General features: G+C 73.0%; 15 protein-coding genes and 1 pseudogene. 6 read left to right on the plus strand and 10 right to left on the minus strand.

The genetic code is table 11. The annotated features are described in order from the left end of the window. Nucleotides 1-54: 54 nt before the first annotated feature. The 3 genes from QFZ75_RS06655 to QFZ75_RS06665 are packed head-to-tail and all read right to left on the minus strand — an operon-like array spanning nucleotide 55 to nucleotide 3,605. A complete protein-coding gene (locus QFZ75_RS06655) occupies nucleotides 55-1,269 on the minus strand; it encodes an acetyl-CoA C-acetyltransferase (RefSeq protein ID WP_307534642.1) in 1,215 nt (404 codons plus the stop codon). Between the two features lie 39 nt (nucleotides 1,270-1,308). Further along, complete coding sequence (locus tag QFZ75_RS06660; RefSeq protein ID WP_307534643.1) at nucleotides 1,309-2,451, minus strand: acyl-CoA dehydrogenase family protein; 1,143 nt, start codon at nucleotides 2,449-2,451, stop codon at nucleotides 1,309-1,311. Next, entirely contained in the window at nucleotides 2,448-3,605 is a 1,158-nt protein-coding gene (locus QFZ75_RS06665; RefSeq protein WP_307534645.1) for a CaiB/BaiF CoA-transferase family protein, read from the minus strand. Before QFZ75_RS06665 ends, QFZ75_RS06660 begins: the two co-directional genes overlap by 4 nt. Before the next feature lie 204 nt (nucleotides 3,606-3,809). Here QFZ75_RS06665 and QFZ75_RS06670 point away from each other — a divergent pair, with 204 nt between their 5' ends. Both QFZ75_RS06670 and QFZ75_RS06675 read left to right on the plus strand, forming a co-directional pair. Then, nucleotides 3,810-5,000: a trans-acting enoyl reductase family protein gene (locus tag QFZ75_RS06670; protein ID WP_307534647.1), complete on the plus strand. Its 1,191-nt coding sequence runs from the start codon at nucleotides 3,810-3,812 to the stop codon at nucleotides 4,998-5,000. Between the two features lie 73 nt (nucleotides 5,001-5,073). Continuing rightward, nucleotides 5,074-5,976, plus strand: a complete 903-nt coding sequence (locus QFZ75_RS06675; RefSeq protein WP_307534648.1) for an adenosine kinase — start codon at nucleotides 5,074-5,076, stop codon at nucleotides 5,974-5,976. On the opposite strand, the gene mmpA is transcribed toward QFZ75_RS06675, so the two are convergent. The 3 genes and pseudogenes from mmpA to QFZ75_RS06690 form a co-directional block, all read right to left on the minus strand. Then, on the minus strand, nucleotides 5,963-6,103 hold the full coding sequence (gene mmpA / locus QFZ75_RS06680; protein ID WP_307534650.1) for a morphogenic membrane protein MmpA: 141 nt from the start codon (nucleotides 6,101-6,103) through the stop codon (nucleotides 5,963-5,965). The two genes, QFZ75_RS06675 and mmpA, sit on opposite strands and share 14 nt — an antisense overlap. Nucleotides 6,104-6,174: 71 nt before the next feature. Next, nucleotides 6,175-6,877 (minus strand): annotated as a pseudogene (locus tag QFZ75_RS06685) (endonuclease V). Between the two features lie 94 nt (nucleotides 6,878-6,971). After that, nucleotides 6,972-8,051 (minus strand): YCF48-related protein, encoded by a 1,080-nt coding sequence (locus QFZ75_RS06690; protein WP_307534652.1) that lies wholly within the window; start codon nucleotides 8,049-8,051, stop codon nucleotides 6,972-6,974. Between the two features lie 267 nt (nucleotides 8,052-8,318). On the opposite strand from QFZ75_RS06690, the gene QFZ75_RS06695 reads away from it, so the two are divergent. Beyond that, entirely contained in the window at nucleotides 8,319-8,735 is a 417-nt protein-coding gene (locus QFZ75_RS06695; RefSeq protein WP_307534654.1) for an SsgA family sporulation/cell division regulator, read from the plus strand. Between the two features lie 105 nt (nucleotides 8,736-8,840). Here QFZ75_RS06695 and QFZ75_RS06700 read toward each other — a convergent pair whose 3' ends face one another. Then, nucleotides 8,841-9,683 carry an isocitrate lyase/phosphoenolpyruvate mutase family protein gene (locus QFZ75_RS06700; protein WP_307534656.1) on the minus strand — a complete coding sequence of 281 codons (843 nt, stop codon included), beginning with the start codon at nucleotides 9,681-9,683 and terminating at the stop codon, nucleotides 8,841-8,843. 111 nt (nucleotides 9,684-9,794) lie between these two features. After that, a complete protein-coding gene (locus tag QFZ75_RS06705; protein ID WP_307534657.1) occupies nucleotides 9,795-10,460 on the minus strand; it encodes a GPP34 family phosphoprotein in 666 nt (221 codons plus the stop codon). A 358-nt stretch (nucleotides 10,461-10,818) separates the two neighbouring features. On the opposite strand from QFZ75_RS06705, the gene QFZ75_RS06710 reads away from it, so the two are divergent. The 3 genes from QFZ75_RS06710 to QFZ75_RS06720 all read left to right on the plus strand — a co-directional run bounded on the left by QFZ75_RS06710 (nucleotide 10,819) and on the right by QFZ75_RS06720 (nucleotide 14,653). Continuing rightward, nucleotides 10,819-12,450, plus strand: a complete 1,632-nt coding sequence (locus tag QFZ75_RS06710; protein WP_307534658.1) for an ABC-F family ATP-binding cassette domain-containing protein — start codon at nucleotides 10,819-10,821, stop codon at nucleotides 12,448-12,450. 209 nt (nucleotides 12,451-12,659) lie between these two features. Further along, complete coding sequence (gene ddaH, locus QFZ75_RS06715) at nucleotides 12,660-13,436, plus strand: dimethylargininase (RefSeq protein ID WP_307534659.1); 777 nt, start codon at nucleotides 12,660-12,662, stop codon at nucleotides 13,434-13,436. Nucleotides 13,437-13,672: 236 nt separating this feature from the next. After that, nucleotides 13,673-14,653 (plus strand): acyl-ACP desaturase, encoded by a 981-nt coding sequence (locus tag QFZ75_RS06720; RefSeq protein ID WP_307534661.1) that lies wholly within the window; start codon nucleotides 13,673-13,675, stop codon nucleotides 14,651-14,653. A gap of 223 nt (nucleotides 14,654-14,876) precedes the next feature. Here QFZ75_RS06720 and QFZ75_RS06725 read toward each other — a convergent pair whose 3' ends face one another. Together QFZ75_RS06725 and QFZ75_RS06730 are read right to left on the minus strand one after the other, a co-directional pair. After that, nucleotides 14,877-15,161, minus strand: coding sequence for a WhiB family transcriptional regulator (locus QFZ75_RS06725; protein ID WP_373465817.1), 285 nt, complete (start codon nucleotides 15,159-15,161; stop codon nucleotides 14,877-14,879). Nucleotides 15,162-15,327: 166 nt separating this feature from the next. Next, nucleotides 15,328-16,368, minus strand: coding sequence for a LacI family DNA-binding transcriptional regulator (locus QFZ75_RS06730; protein WP_307534664.1), 1,041 nt, complete (start codon nucleotides 16,366-16,368; stop codon nucleotides 15,328-15,330). Nucleotides 16,369-16,389 lie beyond the last annotated feature (21 nt).

Consider the following 16,389-nt stretch of genomic DNA (forward strand, 5'->3'; position numbering starts at 1 on the left):
GTCCGGGGGCCGCGGAAGTCCGGGATGTGCGGGGGCCGGTTGTCCACCGGCGGGTTACAGGCGCTCGACGATCGTCGCGATGCCCATGCCGCCGCCCACGCACAGCGTGGCGAGGCCGAACCGCTTGTCCCGGCGCTCCAGTTCGTCGACGAGCGTGCCGAGGATCATCGCGCCGGTCGCGCCGAGCGGGTGGCCCAGCGCGATGGCGCCGCCGTTGACGTTGACCTTGTCGAGGGACAGGCCCATGTCCCGGGCGAAGCGCAGGACGACCGCGGCGAAGGCCTCGTTGATCTCGACGAGGTCGATGTCGTCGATGGTCAGGCCGGCCTTGGCGAGTGCCTTGCGGGTGGCGGGCGCGGGCCCGGTCAGCATGATGGTCGGCTCGGAGCCGGAGACGGCCGCGGAGACGATCCGCGCGCGCGGGGTGATCCCGTAGCGCTCGCCGACCTCCTTGGACCCGACGGCGACCAGCGAGGCGCCGTCCACGATCCCGGAGGAGTTGCCCGCGTGGTGGACGTGGTCGATCCTCTCCACCCAGTGGTACTTCTGCAGCGCCACGGCGTCGAAGCCGCCCAGCTCGCCGATGTCCGCGAACGACGGCTTGAGCCGGGCCAGGGAGTCGGCCGTGGTGCCGGGGCGCGGGTGCTCGTCGTGGTCGAGGACGACGAGCCCGTTGCGGTCCTTGACGGGCACGACGGACCTGTCGAAGCGGCCGTCCTTCGCGGCCTCGGCGGCACGCTCCTGCGACAGCGCCGCGTACTCGTCGACGTCGCGGCGGGAGAAGCCCTCGACGGTGGCGATGAGGTCGGCGCCGATGCCCTGCGGTACGAAGTCGGTGGCCAGGTTGGTCATCGGGTCGGCGAACCAGGCGCCGCCGTCGGAGCCCATCGGCACCCGGGACATCGACTCGACGCCGCCCGCGAGGACGAGGTCCTCCCAGCCCGAACGGACCTTCATCGCGGCCAGGTTGACGGCTTCCAGACCCGACGCGCAGAAGCGGTTCTCCTGGACGCCGGCCACGGTGTCCGGCAGGCCGGCGGCGAGGGCCGCGATGCGGGCGATGTCGGATCCCTGGTCGCCGACCGGTCCGACGACACCGAGCACGACGTCGTCGATCGCGGCCGGGTCGAGCCCCGGGAAGCGGTCCCGGATCTCGTGGATGAGCCCCACGACCAGGTCGACGGGCTTGGTGCCGTGCAGGGCGCCGGTCGCCTTGCCGCGGCCGCGCGGGGTGCGGATCGCGTCGTACACGTACGCTTCGGTGGTCACTCGTGAGCCTTTCGGGGAGAGCCCGGGAGAGCGGGGCGGTCAGCCGAGCAGGGAACGGCCGATGATCTCCTTCATGATCTCGGTCGTCCCGCCGTAGATGGTCTGGATGCGGCCGTCGGTGAAGGCCTTGGCAACGCGGTACTCCGTCATGTAGCCGTAGCCGCCGTGCAGTTGCAGGCAGCGGTCCGCGACGCGTTTCTGCAGTTCGGTGGCCCACCACTTGGCCATCGAGGCGTGCACCGCATCGAGTTCACCCGCCGTGTGGTCGACGATGCAGCGGTCGATGAACGTCCGGGTGACGGCGCACTCGGTGGCCATCTCGGCCACCTCGAAGCGGATGTGCTGGAGCCTGGCCAGCGGGCGCCCGAAGGCCTCGCGCTCCTTGACGTAGTCGGTGGTGATCTCCAGCAGGTGCTCGGCGGCGGCGATCCCCGCCACGGCGATGCCCAGCCGTTCCTGCGCGAGGTTCGTCATCAGGTGCAGGAAGGCGCCGTTCGGCTCGCCGAGCAGGTTCTCCTTCGGGACGCGTACGTCGTGGAAGAACAGTTCCGCGGTGTCCTGCGCCTTCTGGCCGATCTTGTCGAGGTTGCGGCCGCGCTCGAACCCCTGCGCGCCGCGCTCGACGACCAGCAGGGAGAGCCCCTTCGCGCCGCCCTCGGGGGTGGTCCTGGCGACGACGATCACCAGGTCGGCCAGGATGCCGTTGGAGATGAACGTCTTGGAGCCGTTGAGCAGCCAGTGGTCGCCCCGGTCCTCGGCGTGCGTCCTGATGCCCTGGAGGTCGGAGCCGGCGCCGGGCTCGGTCATGGCGATGGCGGTGATCAGGGAGCCGTCGCAGAAGCCGGGCAGCCAGCGCCGCTTCTGCTCCTCGGTGCCGAGGCCCGTCAGATAGGGCCCGATGACGTCGTTGTGCAGCCCGAGCGCGAGCCCGGCGGCGCCCGCGCGCGTGAACTCCTCGGCGAGTACGGCGCTGTAGCGGAAGTCGGTGTCGCCGCCGCCCCCGTACTCCTCGGGGACGGCGAGGCCGAGCAGCCCCTGCCGGCCGGCCGCGAGCCAGGCCTCGCGCGAGACGATGCCGTCCTTCTCCCACTGCTCGTGGTGCGGCAGCACCTCCTTGGCGAGGAAGGTGCGGACGGTCTCGCGGAACGCCTCGTGCTCGGGCGTGAAGATCTGCCGCTTCATTCGGGGGTGCCCTTCGGTTCGGGGAGGCCCTGCAGGAGATCCGGTACGTCCCAGTCGCGGGCCACGTCCGCGGTGTCGCCGCCCGGCCGCGCCGGTCCCCCGCGGACGGTGGTAGGGGTGGCGGAGAAGCGGGGCGCGGGGGCGGGCTGGGTGATGCCGCCGTGTTCGGTGAAGGTGCCGCGGGCCGCGAGGTGCGGGTGGTGCGGTGCCTCGCGCAGCGAGAGCACGGGCGCCACGCACGCGTCGGACCCGTCGAAGACCGCGGTCCACTCGTCGCGCGTACGGGTCCCGAAGCGGGCCGCGACCGCCTCGCGCAGCTCGCCCCAGCGGGAGAGGTCCTTGCGCGCCGAGGCGTGCTCCCCGAGGCCGAGCAGTTCGGTGAACTCGTCGTAGAACCGCTCCTCCAGCGCGCCGACCGCCATGTACCGGCCGTCGGCCGTCCGGTACGTGCCGTAGTAGGGGCAGCCGCCGTCCAGGAGGTTGGCGCCGCGCCGGTCGTGCCAGCCGCCGGCGGCCAGCATGCCGTGGATCATCGAGGAGAGGTGGGCGGTGCCGTCCACGATCGCCGCGTCCACGACCTGACCGGCGCCGCCCGCGCGCGCGTGGTGGAGGGCGGCGAGGACGCCGACGACGAGGTACAGCGAGCCGCCCGCGTAGTCCCCGAGGAGATTGGCGGGGACGGCCGGGGGCGCGTCCGGGGCACCGATCATGCCGAGGGTGCCGGTCAGCGCGATGTACGCGATGTCGTGGCCGGCGCGCGGGGCGAGCGGCCCGTCCTGGCCCCAGCCGGTCATCCGGCCGTAGACGAGCCCGGGGTTGCGGGCGTGGCAGGCCGCCGGCCCCACGCCCAGGCGTTCGGCGACGCCCGGACGGTAGCCCTCGACGAGGACGTCGGCGCGCCCGGCCAGGCCGAGGACCCGCTCGGCCCCGTCGGGTGCCTTGAGGTCGACGACCACCGAGCGCTTGTTGCGGTTGGTGATGTCGTACGCGGGGTCGATCCCGAGCCCCCCGCCGCCGGGCCGGTCCACGCGGACGACGTCGGCGCCCAGGTCGGCGAGGAGCATGGCGGCGAACGGACCGGGTCCGATGCCCGCCAGCTCGACCACGCGCACCCCGGTCAGCGGGCCGTGCCCTGCCGTTCCCGCCGCTGCCATCAAGCCCCCAGCACTGTGACACAACTGATGTAACATCAGTGATGTTAAGAACGCGTCCCGCTCCGCACAAGCCCTCGGCGAGCAAGCGCTCAGTCAATTCTGGAGGGCTTGCGGCCTTTTCGCCGGGATACCGGTCCGGTTCTCCGCGCCTCACGCTAGCCTCGGCCACCGGCAACGGCGCGGGCTGAACGGCGGAGAGGTGCCATGAGCAGGCAGGACGGTACGGAACGCACGTACGACATCGTGCTCTTCGGAGCCACGGGGTTCGTCGGGACACTCACCGCGGAGTACCTCGCCGCCCACGCCCCCCAGGGGCTGCGCTGGGCGGTCGCGGCCCGCGACACCGGGAGGCTGGAGCGGCTGCGGGACCGCTTGACGGCGATCGACCCGCGCTGCGCGGAGCTGCCGCTGCTGCGGGCCGACGTCACCGATCCGGCCTCCCTGCGGGACGTCGCGGAGCACGCGCGCGTGGTGGCCACGACGGTCGGCCCCTACCTGCAGTACGGCGAGGGGCTGGTCGCCGCCTGCGCGGAGGCGGGCACCGACTACCTGGACCTCTGCGGCGAGCCCGAGTTCGTGGACCTCATGTACGTACGGCACGACGCACGCGCGCGGGAGACCGGCGCCCGGCTGGTGCACGCGGCCGGCTTCGACTCGGTCCCGCACGACCTGGGCGCATGGTTCACCGTGCGGCAGCTCCCCGAGGGCGTGCCGCTGACCGTGGACGGGTTCGTACGGGTCGGGGCGACGTTCTCGGGCGGCACCTTCGCCTCCGCCCTGGGTCAGTTCGCGCGCGGGCGGCACATGGCGGCCGCGGCGCGCGACCGCGGGCGGCACGAGCCGCGGCTGGTCGGGCGCCGGGCGTACGCGCCGACGGGCGCCCCGCGCTACGTGGGCGAGCTGGGCGCGTGGGCCCTGCCGCTGCCCACCGTCGACGCGCAGATCGTGCGGCGGTCCGCGCGGGCGCTGGAACGGTACGGGCCCGACTTCCGCTACCGGCACTACGCGGCGGTCGGGACGCTGCCGTCCGCCGTCGGCGGGGTGCTGGGAGCCGGGACGCTCATCGCGGCGGCGCAGGTGCCCGCCGTGCGGCGGTGGCTGTCGGACCGCCTGAAGCCGGGCGACGGACCGGACGAGGAGAAGCGGGCGGGCAGCTGGTTCTCCGTGCGGTTCATCGGGGAGGGGGGCGGCAAGCGGGTCTTCACCGAGGTGGCCGGCGGGGATCCGGGGTACGGGGACACCGCCAAGATGCTGGCCGAGTCGGCGTTGTGTCTCGCCCTCGACGAGCTCCCCTCCACGTCGGGGCAGGTGACGACAACCGTCGCCCTGGGAGATGCGCTCATCGAGCGGCTGCGGGGGGCGGGGATCCGTTTCCGGGTCGCGGCCACGCGGTAGCGCTCCGCGCGCCACGGAAGGCGCGGCAGGAAGGGCCGCCCGTCCGGCGCCCTCTCATCACACGGGAGCATCCTTGGGTTCCGGGATCGACGTACTCGTCCTCGGCGGGGCCGGGGTCGACACCATCGTGTACGTGTCCGAACTGCCCCTGCCCTACGCGGACAGCCGTATGGTGCCGTCCATCGAGACGCGGGCCGGGCAGACCGGGGACTTCGTCGCGCTCGGGACGCACGCGCTCGGGCTGCGTACGCACCACCTCGACATGCTCGGCGCCGATCACCACGGCGATCTGGTCCGGGCGCTGCACCGGGACCGGGGGGTCGCGCTCACCGAGGTCCCGCAGCCGGCCGGCACCAAGCGGGCGGTGAACCTCGTCGGGCCGGACGGGCGGCGGCTGTCGCTGTACGACAGCACGCGCGGGCACGACGACGACCGGCTGCCCCCGCGGACCGTACGGGCGCTCGCCTCGGTGAGCCGGCACGCCCACGTCTCCATCAGCCGGCCCTGCGCGCACGCCCTGCCGGTCCTGCGGGAGACGGGGGTGACCGTCTCGACCGACCTGCACAACTGGGACGGGACGCAGGCCTACCACGAGCGGTTCGCGTACGAGGCCGACGTCGTCTTCCTGTCGACGACCGCGCTGGCGGACCCGGAGGGGACCATGCGGCGGATCGCCGACCGGGGCCGGGCCGAGGTCGTCGTCGCCACCGCGGGGGCCGAGGGCGCGTACCAGCTGCTCGACGGCGAGCTGACGCACATCCCGGCCGTCGCACCGCCCGCGCCCGTCGTGGACTCCAACGGGGCCGGGGACGCCTTCGCGGCGGGCTACCTCTTCGGGCGGCTGACGGGCGAACCGCCCGGGCGCTGCGGCCTCTTCGGCGCGGTCGCCGGGGCCTACGCCTGCACGGTGCCGGCCACCGGCTCCGACGTCATCTCCCGCGAGGAGCTGCTCAGGGCCACGGCTACCACCCGATGACCGTGCAGACCATGCCCACCGTCCAGGCGACGCCCACCACGACCGCGAGGACCAGTCCCGCCATCACGGTCCGTTCGGCGGGCCGGGCGGGGCCGGCGGCGGGCTTCGGGGCGCGGTGTGTCGTCATGCGCCCAGCCTGCCGATCATGGTGGGGTCAGGCATCCGTACGGGTACTCAGGACGCGTACTCAGAACGCACTCATGCCGTCGTCCCCCGCAGCGCCCGGCGGCACAGCGCGTCGGCGTGCCGGGTCGTCTCGGGCAGGCGGAAGCGCGGCGCGAGGTGGAGGGTGTGGGCGCAGGCGGTGTCCAGGGTCACCCGGTGGCCGACCGAGACGAACACCGGTCTGGTCCCCGCCCGGGTGCGCAGCGCGCGGCCGACCTCCTCCTCGCCCGCGAGCAGCGGTGCGGAGGAACCGCGCGGCGTCCGGCTCCTCGTGGGTGAAGGTGAACGGGTTCTTGGCGACCCCGATCGTCGGGAGGCCGGTGAGGACGCCGAGGTGGCTCGCCAGGCCGAAGCGGCGGGGGTGGGCGAGGCCGTAGCCGTCGCAGACCACCAGACCCGGGGCGCACGGCAGCGCTTCGAGGGCGGCCAGGACGGCCGGGAGCTCCCGGAAGGCGAGCAGTCCCGGGACGTACGGGAACGGCACCCGGCCGACGGCCGTGGACTCGGCGACCACGTCGAGGGTCGCCGCGTCGAGCACGACGGCCGCGGCCACGACGACGTCGCGCTCGTCGTCGTACGCCACGTCGACGCCGGTCACCCGGCCGGTTCCCGGCGCCGGCCCCGGCTCGTCGAGGACCACCCGCCCCCGCAGCCCGTCCTGCACGGCCAGGGCCCGCTCCTCGGTGGCGGGCCAGTCCACGGGAATGCGTACGGTCGTCACGGTGCCCTCAGTCATGTTCTCGCCCTCGGTCGTGGTGGCGTCGAGCCCGGGCCGACGCCGGGACGGCCGGTGGCGGGGCCGGCCGCCCCGGGTGCCGGCCGAAGCCCCGTCAGCGTTCCAGGCGGGCCACCCGGCCCTTCTCGCCCGAGGCCCAGCAGGCCAGGTCGGGGGCGCAGTCCACGGTGTCGTACGAGCCGGTGTCCAGCGTGCGCCAGGTGCGGCCGCCGTCCGTGGTGAGGTCGGTGCCGGTGGGACCGACCGCGAGGGCGGAGGTGCGGCTGCGCGGGAGCCAGGTGACGCCGGAGCGGTACGCGGGCGGCGGCGTGGTGGCCGCGGTCCAGGTGCGGCCGCCGTCGCCGCTGACCGCTGCCGCCTTCGGCGAGGCCTGGTCGGCGCGGTAGTCGCCGCCGACCGCGATGCCGTGCGTGCGGTCGCGGAAGGCGAGGGCGAAGACGCCGCGTGCCGGGTCGCCCGCCGGGAGGGGGCTGTCGGTGGCGGTCCAGGTGCGGCCGCGGTCGGCGGAGTGCAGCACACGCGCGCGTGCCGCGCCGCCCGTGGCCAGCCACACGTCCCGCGGCCCCGAACCGACCAGACACTGCCCACCGGCCGCGAAACCCGCCTCGCCCTCCAGGGCGGCGGGCATCCCGGCGCTGGGCAGCACCTTCCAGGAGCGGCCGCCGTCGCCGGTCGACAGGATGCGGAACTTCCCGTCCACCGGGTCGCTCATCGCCAGTCCGTGGCGCCGGTCGAGGAAGGTCATGCAGTCGTAGAAGGCCTTGGCGTCGGTGTTGCGGAACGACTCGGTCCAGGTGGCGCCGCCGTCCTCGGTCCGCAGGATCCTGGAGGCCTCGCCCTCACCGATGGCCAGCACCACGGCGCGCCTGCCGTCGAAGGCCTCGACATCACGGAACTCCAGTCCGGCGGCCCCGGGCGGCGACACGTTCCGCCAGTGCGCGCCGCCGTCGGCGGTGCGCAGGACGGTGCCCTTGGATCCGGCCAGCCAGGCGGTGTTCCGGCTGACGGCGGACAGGCCGCGGAAGCGCGCGTCCGTACCGGTGGCCCTCGGTTCCCAGTGCGCCGGTTTCCCGCCGGCCGGCCCGTGGGCCGCCGGTCCGTCCGCCTGCGCCGGTGCGGTAAGCACGGCCGCGAACGCCGCCCCGCACACCCCCGCCGTCACCACGCGCCTCATGAATTTCGTACGTGTCCTGCCTCGCGTCTTCCCCAAGCCCCTCATGGCGGGCGAAGCTAGCCCACTCCCCCGGTCGCGTCCAGAGGTCCCAGGGGTCCCGGGCGATCACCCGGAAATCAGCGATCACTCCCGTGATTGAAAGGCGGTGACGGAGGTCACTTGGAGTTCATACGTTTTCACAGGCACGGATCGGCCGGTTCCGACGTCCTTACAAGTGCCCGGCTCATCCGTCCGCAGTTCGTCCGCACGTCACAAGGGAGCAAGGCGTTGTCCACCGTTATCGAGCAGCCCGTAGAGGCCCGCCTCGTCGCCGCCGCGCCGCGGATGCCGAGCATTCCCGCGACCCTCGGCTACGACCCCCACGATCCCTTCGCCGTCCGCATGTCCTTCCCGGCCCCGTCCACGCTCGAAGGCGTGGAGGTGTGCTGGACCTTCGCCCGTGAGCTGCTCGCCGCGGGCCTGGAGGAGGAGGTGGGGCACGGGGACGTACGGGTGCGGCCGTACGGGTACGACCGCATCGTCCTGGAGTTCCACGCCCCGGAGGGCACCGCCGTGATCCACGTGCGCGCGGGCGAACTGCGGCACTTCCTGGACAGCTCGACGGAACTGGTCCCGGTCGGTCTGGAGCATCTGCACCAGGACCTGGACCACGGGCTCGCCGAACTGCTGCGCGACTCCTGCTGACGGCTTTCCGGCCCACGGGTTTCCGGCGCACAAGTTTCCGGCGCACGGGCGGAGGTGTCCCGGCGCAGGCGCCCCGACAGAAGCGTCCCGGCAGGTGGTGTGCGGTCAGCCCGCCCCGCCGAGGAGGGCGTTGAGTTCCCCGTGGTCGAGGCCGTCGGCCAGCGCTCCGTACGTCCCCGTGTCCAGCAGCTCCCGCGTGGCACGGCGGACCAGTGCGTGCGCCGCCTGCGCGATGCCCGACCCCACGCTGATCCGGGCGACCCCCAGCGAGGACAGCTCCGTGACGGACGGGGCGCCGGGCCCCGCCATCACGTTGAGCGGGCCGTCCACGCCCTCGGCCAGGGCCTTGACGGTGACCGGGTCCACCACGCCGGGTACGAAGACGCCGTCGGCACCGGCGGCCAGGAATGCGGCCGCGCGCTCCAGGGTGGCGGACAGGCTTCCGGCGCCCCGCAGGTACGTGTCGACACGGGCGTTGACGAACAGCGGCACCCCGGCCGAGTCGGCGGCGGCGCGGGCCGCCGCGATCCGCGCGGCCTGCTCGGCGATCGGCCGCAGCGGCTCGCCGCTTTCCGGGGACGGGTGCGGCTCGTGGAGGGCGTCCTCGATGTTCACGCCCACGACGCCGGCCGCGAGTACCGCGCGGACCGTCTCACCGACACCCCCGGCGTCCCCGGCGTACCCGGTCTCGATGTCCGCGCTGACGGGTACGCGGACCGCGGCGGCGATCCGTGCGACAGCCGCGAGGGCCGTGTCCCGGTCGAGCCGGTCGCCGTCCGCGGCGCCGAGGTCCCAGGCGAGGCCCGCGCTGGTGGTCGCGACGGCGCGGGCACCCGCCGCCTCGACGAGCCGGGCACTCGCGGTGTCCCAGGCGTTGGCGAGGACAAGGGGCCGTCCGGCGACGTGCAGCGCGCGGAACTCCAGGGCCTGCTCGAGAAGTCTGCTCATGCGCAGGAGCCAACCACCGGGCAGGGCTGCCCGCTGGCAGGAATCCGACACGTGCGTGGACACCGGACGGACCCCGCCGGACCCGGCGCCCCTTCCGGTGGGCCGCGCCGCTCAGTGCCCCGGCACCCCGGGGGGCGCCGTCCCGGCCACCGCCGAGAGGATGTCCTGGACCGCCTGCTTCAGCATCGGCGTCGTCGTCCCGCCGCGTTCGGCCAGGGCCGCGGTCCGGGCCTCGTACTGCCGGAACTCCCTGCCCGGCACCAGCGTGCGCACCTCGGCCGCGGCCGCCAGGGCGACGAGCGCCGCGTCCCGCGGGGACACCTCGTCGACCGGTACCGGTCCTTCCAGCACCAGGCGTGCCTCCTCGCGCAGCTTGTCCACCACGGCGACCCGGTCGATCTCGTACTCCACGGACGGGAAGACACCGAGCACGCGCGTCTTCTCGGCGCGCAGATAGCCGTCCGCGGCGAGCTGCGCCTCCACCGCGTCCAGCGTGATGCGGGCCCGCAGGCTCACCCAGGTCTTCCACTTGTGCGGGAGGGACTCCTCGACGAGTTCCAGGAGGCCGTCGAGGACCGGGTCCCCGGTGCGGCCGTCGGGGTCGGTGGGCACGGCGACGCCGTCCGCGTCGGCCAGCAGCCCGCGCTGCGCCAGCTCGGTGAGGGCACCGGCGCGGACCAGGTGCGGAACCTGGGAAGCACCGGTGACCTTGCCTTTCGTGGTGTCCCAGGCCAGCAGGTAGAGACGGGCGGGCAGCGAGAGCGGGCCGTTGGGCACGGAGTCTCCTTCAGGTGGTCGGGGATGGGAGCCGGACCGGGGTCGAGGCCGAGGTCAAAAGTGGGGTGGGGTCATTTAATTCGTTGACAGTGGTTCGGCCCCCTCCTACCGTGTTGATCGCCCTGTTGTCGCCGAATGGAGAAGGACGTTGCTCGTCTGAGGTCACGAGACACCGCGTCACCCACGTCCCGTGTGTGCGCAGCGTGCGACCTCGGCTCCGAGCCGTCCGGCGGAACAGGGCTTCTCCCGTGCCCCGCACTCCGCGGATGTCCCGAAGGGTTCCGTCCTTCCGGCCGTCGCCGCCTTCCGGTGTCTCGATACGTGTCGCCCTGACCGCATCCAGCATCGCGAGGCCTGTATGTCTCATGCCCCCACTTCCCTCACCTGCACCTCCCTCTCCTTCTCCTGGCCCGACGGCACCCTCGTGTTCGAGGACCTCCAGGTCGCCTTCGGCCCCGGCAGGACCGGGCTCGTCGGCGTCAACGGCTCGGGCAAGTCGACCCTGCTGAAGCTCATCGCGGGGGAACTCACCCCCTCCGAGGGCACCGTCCGCGTCACGGGCGAGGTCGGCCGGCTGCCGCAGAACGTCACCCTCGACACCGCGCTCCGCGTCGACGAGGTCCTGGACATCGCCGCGAAGCGGGCCGCGCTGCACGCCATCGAGGCGGGCGACGTGTCCGGGTCGCACTTCGACGTCGTGGGCGACGACTGGGACGTCGAGGAGCGTGCCGTGGCGACGCTCGGCGAACTCGGCCTCGGTCACATCGGCCTCGACCGCACCATCGGCGAGGTCTCGGGCGGCGAGTCGGTCCTGCTGCGCCTGGCCGCGCTGCTGCTGCGCCGGCCCGACGTGCTCCTGCTGGACGAGCCCACCAACAACCTCGACCTGTACGCGCGCCGGCGGCTGTACGCGGCCGTCGAGGCCTATTCCGGCATTCTGGTCGTGGTCAGCCACGACCGCGAACTCCTCGACCTGGTCGACCAGATCGCCGACCTGCGTTCCGGTGGGATCACCTGGTACGGCGGCAACCACTCGGCCTACGAGGAGGCCCTGGCCACCGAGCAGGAGGCAGCCGAGCGCATGGTGCGGGTCGCCGGGTCCGACCTGAAGAAGCAGAAGCGCGAACTGGCCGACGCGCAGGTCAAGCTGGCCCGGCGCAAGCGGTACGGGCAGAAGATGTTCGAGCAGAAACGCGAGCCGAAGATCGTGATGGGGGCGCGCAGACGCGCGGCCCAGGAGTCCGCGGGCAAGCACCGCATCATGCACGAGGAGCGGCTCGCCGAGGCGAAGGGACGGCTCGACGACGCGGTGGAGGCCGTGCGGGACGACGACGAGATCCGCGTCGACCTGCCGTACACGGCCGTGCCGCCGGGACGTACCGTCCTCACGCTGCTGGACCTGGAACTGGCGTACGGGGCGCGCGCGGGCTCCTTCGACCTGCGCGGGCCCGAGCGGATCGCGGTGGTCGGCCGCAACGGCGCGGGCAAGACCACGCTGCTGCGGACCATCGCCGGGGAGCTGGAACCCGTCGCGGGGGAAGCGCGGGCCCATGTGCCGATGCGCTTCCTGCCCCAGCGGCTGGACGTCCTCGACGACGAGCTGACGGTCGCCGAGAACGTGGCCCGGTTCTCGCCGGGTGCCACCAACAACCGGGTCCGGGCGCGGCTGGCCCGCTTCCTGTTCCGGGGCGCCCGGGCCGACCAGCGGGCGGCGACGCTCTCCGGGGGCGAGCGGTTCCGGGCGGCCCTGGCCGCGCTGATGCTCGCCGAGCCCGCGCCGCAGCTCCTGATGCTCGACGAGCCGACCAACAACCTCGACATGGCGAGCGTGCGCCAGCTCACCACGGCCCTGGAGTCGTACGAGGGGGCGCTGATCGTGGCCAGCCACGACATGCCGTTCCTGGAGTCGATCGGGATCACGCGGTGGCTGCTGCTGGAGGAGGGGGAGCTGAAGGGGACGACGCCGGAAGCGCTGGGGTACCCCGGGTAGCCGTCGGTCGCCCGGGCAGCCGCTGCCGGGTCACCCGGGCCGCCGCCGTCGGCCGCCCGGGTGTCCGCCGGTCGTTCCGGCAGCCGTCGGCCGTTCGCAGGGTGCGGGCGGGCGGGGCCCGGGCCGCGGCGTGCCGAGGGGGCTGTTGCCAGGTCGGTGGGGGCTGCATGATGTGCGAGGACACACCCTGCCGAGACGGAGATCCGCACGTGCCCAGCCAGAAAGCCCTCGTTCGCCGTCCCAGCCCCCGCCTCGCCGAAGGTCTCGTCACGCACCTCGAGCGCACGCCGGTCGACCTCGCTCTGGCGGTCGACCAGTGGGAGGCGTACGTGGAAGCCCTGCGTACGCACGGCTGGGAGACCCTGGAGGTGGAGCCCGCCGACGACTGCGCGGACTCCGTGTTCGTCGAGGACGCGGTGGTCGTCTTCCGCAACGTGGCGCTGATCGGCCGCCCGGGCGCGGAGTCCCGGCGCGCCGAGACCGCCGGCGTCGAGGAGGCGGTGGCGCGCCTCGGCTGCTCGGTGAACTGGGTGTGGGAGCCGGGCACCCTGGAGGGCGGCGACGTCCTGAAGGTCGGCGACACGATCTACGTGGGTCTCGGCGGGCGCACCAACGGAGCCGGTATCCAGCAGTTGCGGGCCACGTTCGAGCCGCTCGGCGCCCGGGTCGTCGCCGTACCGGTGAGCCGGGTGCTGCACCTGAAGTCGGCCGTCACCGCGCTGCCGGACGGCACGATCGTCGGGCACGAGCCGCTGGTGGACACACCGTCGCTGTTCCCGCGCTTCCTGGCGGTGCCGGAGGAGGCGGGCTCGCACGTCGTCCTCCTCGGCGGCGGACGGCTCCTGATGGCGGCGAGCGCCCCGAAGACCGCCGAGCTGTACGCCGGTCTCGGCCTCGAACCCGTCCTCGTCGACATCAGCGAGTTCGAGAAGCTCGAAGGCTGTGTGACATGCCTCTCGGTCCGCCTGCGGGACCTGTACGTCTGAGGAGCCGGCGGGCCCCTCCGCGCGGCCCCCGGATCCGCGCATCCGCCGCGCATGAGCTGCACATCCGCCGGACGGATGGCCTCCGTATAGATGCCGCGAGCGCCCTCGAACAGATCATCGCTGATCAGGGCTCTTTACCACGACCTTAACCTACGGCATCGTAACCTACGCTTACGTAGCCTACGATGCCGTAGGTTGGAGTTACCGCTCAGCAGTTACGTCCCCCTGGAGCCCCCGTGACGATCACTTCTCCCCAACTCGGCAGCCCGTCCTCCGACTGGACCGACGCGCGCCTGCTGTTCGCACTGGAAGAAGTGGTGGAGACCGAACTCAACCGTCATCTGAAGGTCGCCAAGGACTGGATGCCGCACGAGTACGTGCCCTGGTCCGACGGTCGCAACTTCCCCGGCATCTTCGAGGACGGCGAGGCCTGGGACAAGGAACAGTCCAAGGTCACCGAGCTCGGCCGCATCGCGCTGGTCGTGAACCTCCTGACCGAGGACAACCTGCCCAGCTACCACCACGAGATCGCTTCCCTGTTCGGCCGCGACGGCGCCTGGGGCACCTGGGTGCACCGCTGGACCGCCGAGGAGGGCCGCCACGGCATCGTGATGCGCGACTACCTCCTCGCGTCGCGCGCCGTGGACCCGGATCAGCTCGAAGCCTTCCGCATGATGCACATGAGCGAGGGCTTCGAGTCGGACAACCGTCACTCGATGCTGCACTCCGTCGCGTACGTCGCCTTCCAGGAGCTCGCGACCCGCGTCTCGCACCGCAACACCGGACACCAGTCGGGTGACCCCGTCTGTGACCGCATGCTGGCGCGCATCTCGACCGACGAGAACCTGCACATGGTCTTCTACCGCAACCTGCTCAAGGCCGCGTTCGAGCTCGCCCCCGACCTGACCATGCAGGCCGTGCGGGATGTCATCGTCCAGTTCCGGATGCCCGGACACGGCATGCCCGGCTTCGAGCGGGCCGCCGCGCAGATGGCGATCGGCGAGGTCTACAACATGCGGATCCACCACGACGACGTGCTGATGCCGATCCTTCGCCACCTCAAGGTCCTGCAGATCGACGGGCTCGGCCCCGAGGGTCTCAAGGCACAGGAAGAGCTCGGCCTCTACATGGGCGGCCTGGACGCCGAGGCCGCCAAGTTCGACGAGAAGCTCGCGACCCGCAAGGCCCGCATGGCGGCCCGCGCCGCCGCGAAGTAACACGCCGTCCCGGTCCCGGCGTGTGCGCCGGGACCGGGACGGCCGTCATTCGTACGCCGTCACCCGGGCCGGCACCATGTCGCGCACATCGGCCACCGGGTGGCGGCGCAGTGCGTCCAGCTGGGCGCGCCGCAGCGGTCCCCGGTCCGTACGTCGAGACGGGCGCCACGTGCCGGGACACGCGGGTCGCCGGGACGAAGCGTCCCGGTACCGATGCCGGCGGTCAGTGCCGGGCACGTCGGAGGCCGAGCCGTTCCTTCTCGGACAGGCCGCCCCAGACGCCGAAGCGTTCGTCATGGTTGAGCGCGTACTCGAGACAGGCGGAGCGCATCTCGCACATGCCGCAGATCTGCTTGGCCTCCCGTACCGAGCTGCCCGGTTCGGGAAAGAAGAAGTCGGATCCGGTCTGGGCGCACAGTGCCTGTTCCTGCCAGGAGAGGTCGGGCACGGCGGTGGTGTCGTTGCGCATGCCGGCGATCGTGCCGTACATCGAAAAACGTTCGATCAACGTCGGCTCAACGGGACACCGCCCGCACGTTCATGGACCGCGGGGCCGGCGCCGAACGCGAGGTCCGGGGCGTGCCACGAAGCCCGATGATTCCCCGGCCGCGTGGTGGACGCACACCGGCGCGCGACGAATCCGCGAGGTTTCTCGCGAAAGTCCCGCCGGAGCGCTACGCGGAGGCCCGTCGCACCAGCGTGGTGGGCAGCACGACACCGGACGGCGCGCCCATCTCCTCCGCGGACGCCGCCCCTGTCCGCTCCAGCCCCTGCAACAACAGCCGCGCCATCAGCCGGCCCATCCCCTCTATGTCCTGCCGGACCGTCGTGAGCGGTGGGTCGGCCTGCTCGGTGAACGGCAGCATGTCGTCGAACCCGATCACGGCGACGTCCTCGGGCACCCGTCGTCCCCGCTCCCGCAGGACCCGCAGCGCGCCCGCCGCCGTGAGGTCGTTCGCGGCGAACACGCCGTCCAGGTCGGGGCAGCGGTCGAGCAGCTCGCGCATGGCGCGCTCACCGCCCCCCGGGGTGAAGTCGCTCTCCACGATCAGCCGCGGGTCGGCGTCCGCCATGACGTCGCGGAACCCGTCGAGCCGGTCGACCGCCGAGGTCTGGTCGAGGGCGCCGGTGATGTGGGCGATGCGGCGGCGGCCGAGGCCGACGAGGTGCCGTACGGCCTCGCGGGCGCCGCCCCTGTTGTCGCAGTCGACGTACACCGCGTCGCGGGACGCGTCGCTCCAGCCGGGGCGACCGCCGTACACGGTCGGCACGCCGCGGATGAGGCCCGGGAGCGGGTCGTCGAGGTGCAGGGAGAAGACGAGCGCGCCGTCGACGTGGCCGCCGGCGAGGTAGCGGGCCACCCGGGCGTGGTCGTCGCGGCCTTCCGTGAGCAGGAGTACGAGCTGGGAGTCATGGGCCGTGAGCTCCTTGCTGATGCCGCGGAGCTGCAGGGCGAAGAAGGGGTCCGCGAAGACGCGGGTCTCCGGTTCGGCGATGACCACGGCGACGGCGTCGTGGCGTCGGGTGACCAGGCTGCGGGCGGCCTGGTTCGGGACGTAGCCGAGTTCGTCGACGGCGCGCCTGACCCGCTCGACCAGGGGTTCGCGCACGCCCTCGCCGCCGTTGACGACGCGCGACACGGTGGCCCGAGAGACTCCGGCCCGGGCGGCCACGGCCTCCAGGGTGGGGCGTGGCGCTGTGGACTGGTCGGTCACCTCGGGGCTCCTCAGGGCGGC

The organism is Streptomyces sp. V3I8 (genome assembly GCF_030817535.1).
GTDB lineage: Bacteria > Actinomycetota > Actinomycetes > Streptomycetales > Streptomycetaceae > Streptomyces.

What these genes read in the sequence shown, in the direction of transcription:
- QFZ75_RS06670 (WP_307534647.1), top strand. Translation starts at nt 3,810, where the DNA reads ATGAGCAGGCAGGACGGTACGGAACGCACGTACGACATCGTGCTCTTC.
- QFZ75_RS06660 (WP_307534643.1), bottom strand. Translation starts at nt 2,451, where the DNA reads ATGAAGCGGCAGATCTTCACGCCCGAGCACGAGGCGTTCCGCGAGACC.
- QFZ75_RS06665 (WP_307534645.1), bottom strand. Translation starts at nt 3,605, where the DNA reads ATGGCAGCGGCGGGAACGGCAGGGCACGGCCCGCTGACCGGGGTGCGC.
- QFZ75_RS06690 (WP_307534652.1), bottom strand. Translation starts at nt 8,051, where the DNA reads ATGAGGCGCGTGGTGACGGCGGGGGTGTGCGGGGCGGCGTTCGCGGCC.
- mmpA (WP_307534650.1), bottom strand. Translation starts at nt 6,103, where the DNA reads ATGACGACACACCGCGCCCCGAAGCCCGCCGCCGGCCCCGCCCGGCCC.
- QFZ75_RS06710 (WP_307534658.1), top strand. Translation starts at nt 10,819, where the DNA reads ATGTCTCATGCCCCCACTTCCCTCACCTGCACCTCCCTCTCCTTCTCC.
- QFZ75_RS06700 (WP_307534656.1), bottom strand. Translation starts at nt 9,683, where the DNA reads ATGAGCAGACTTCTCGAGCAGGCCCTGGAGTTCCGCGCGCTGCACGTC.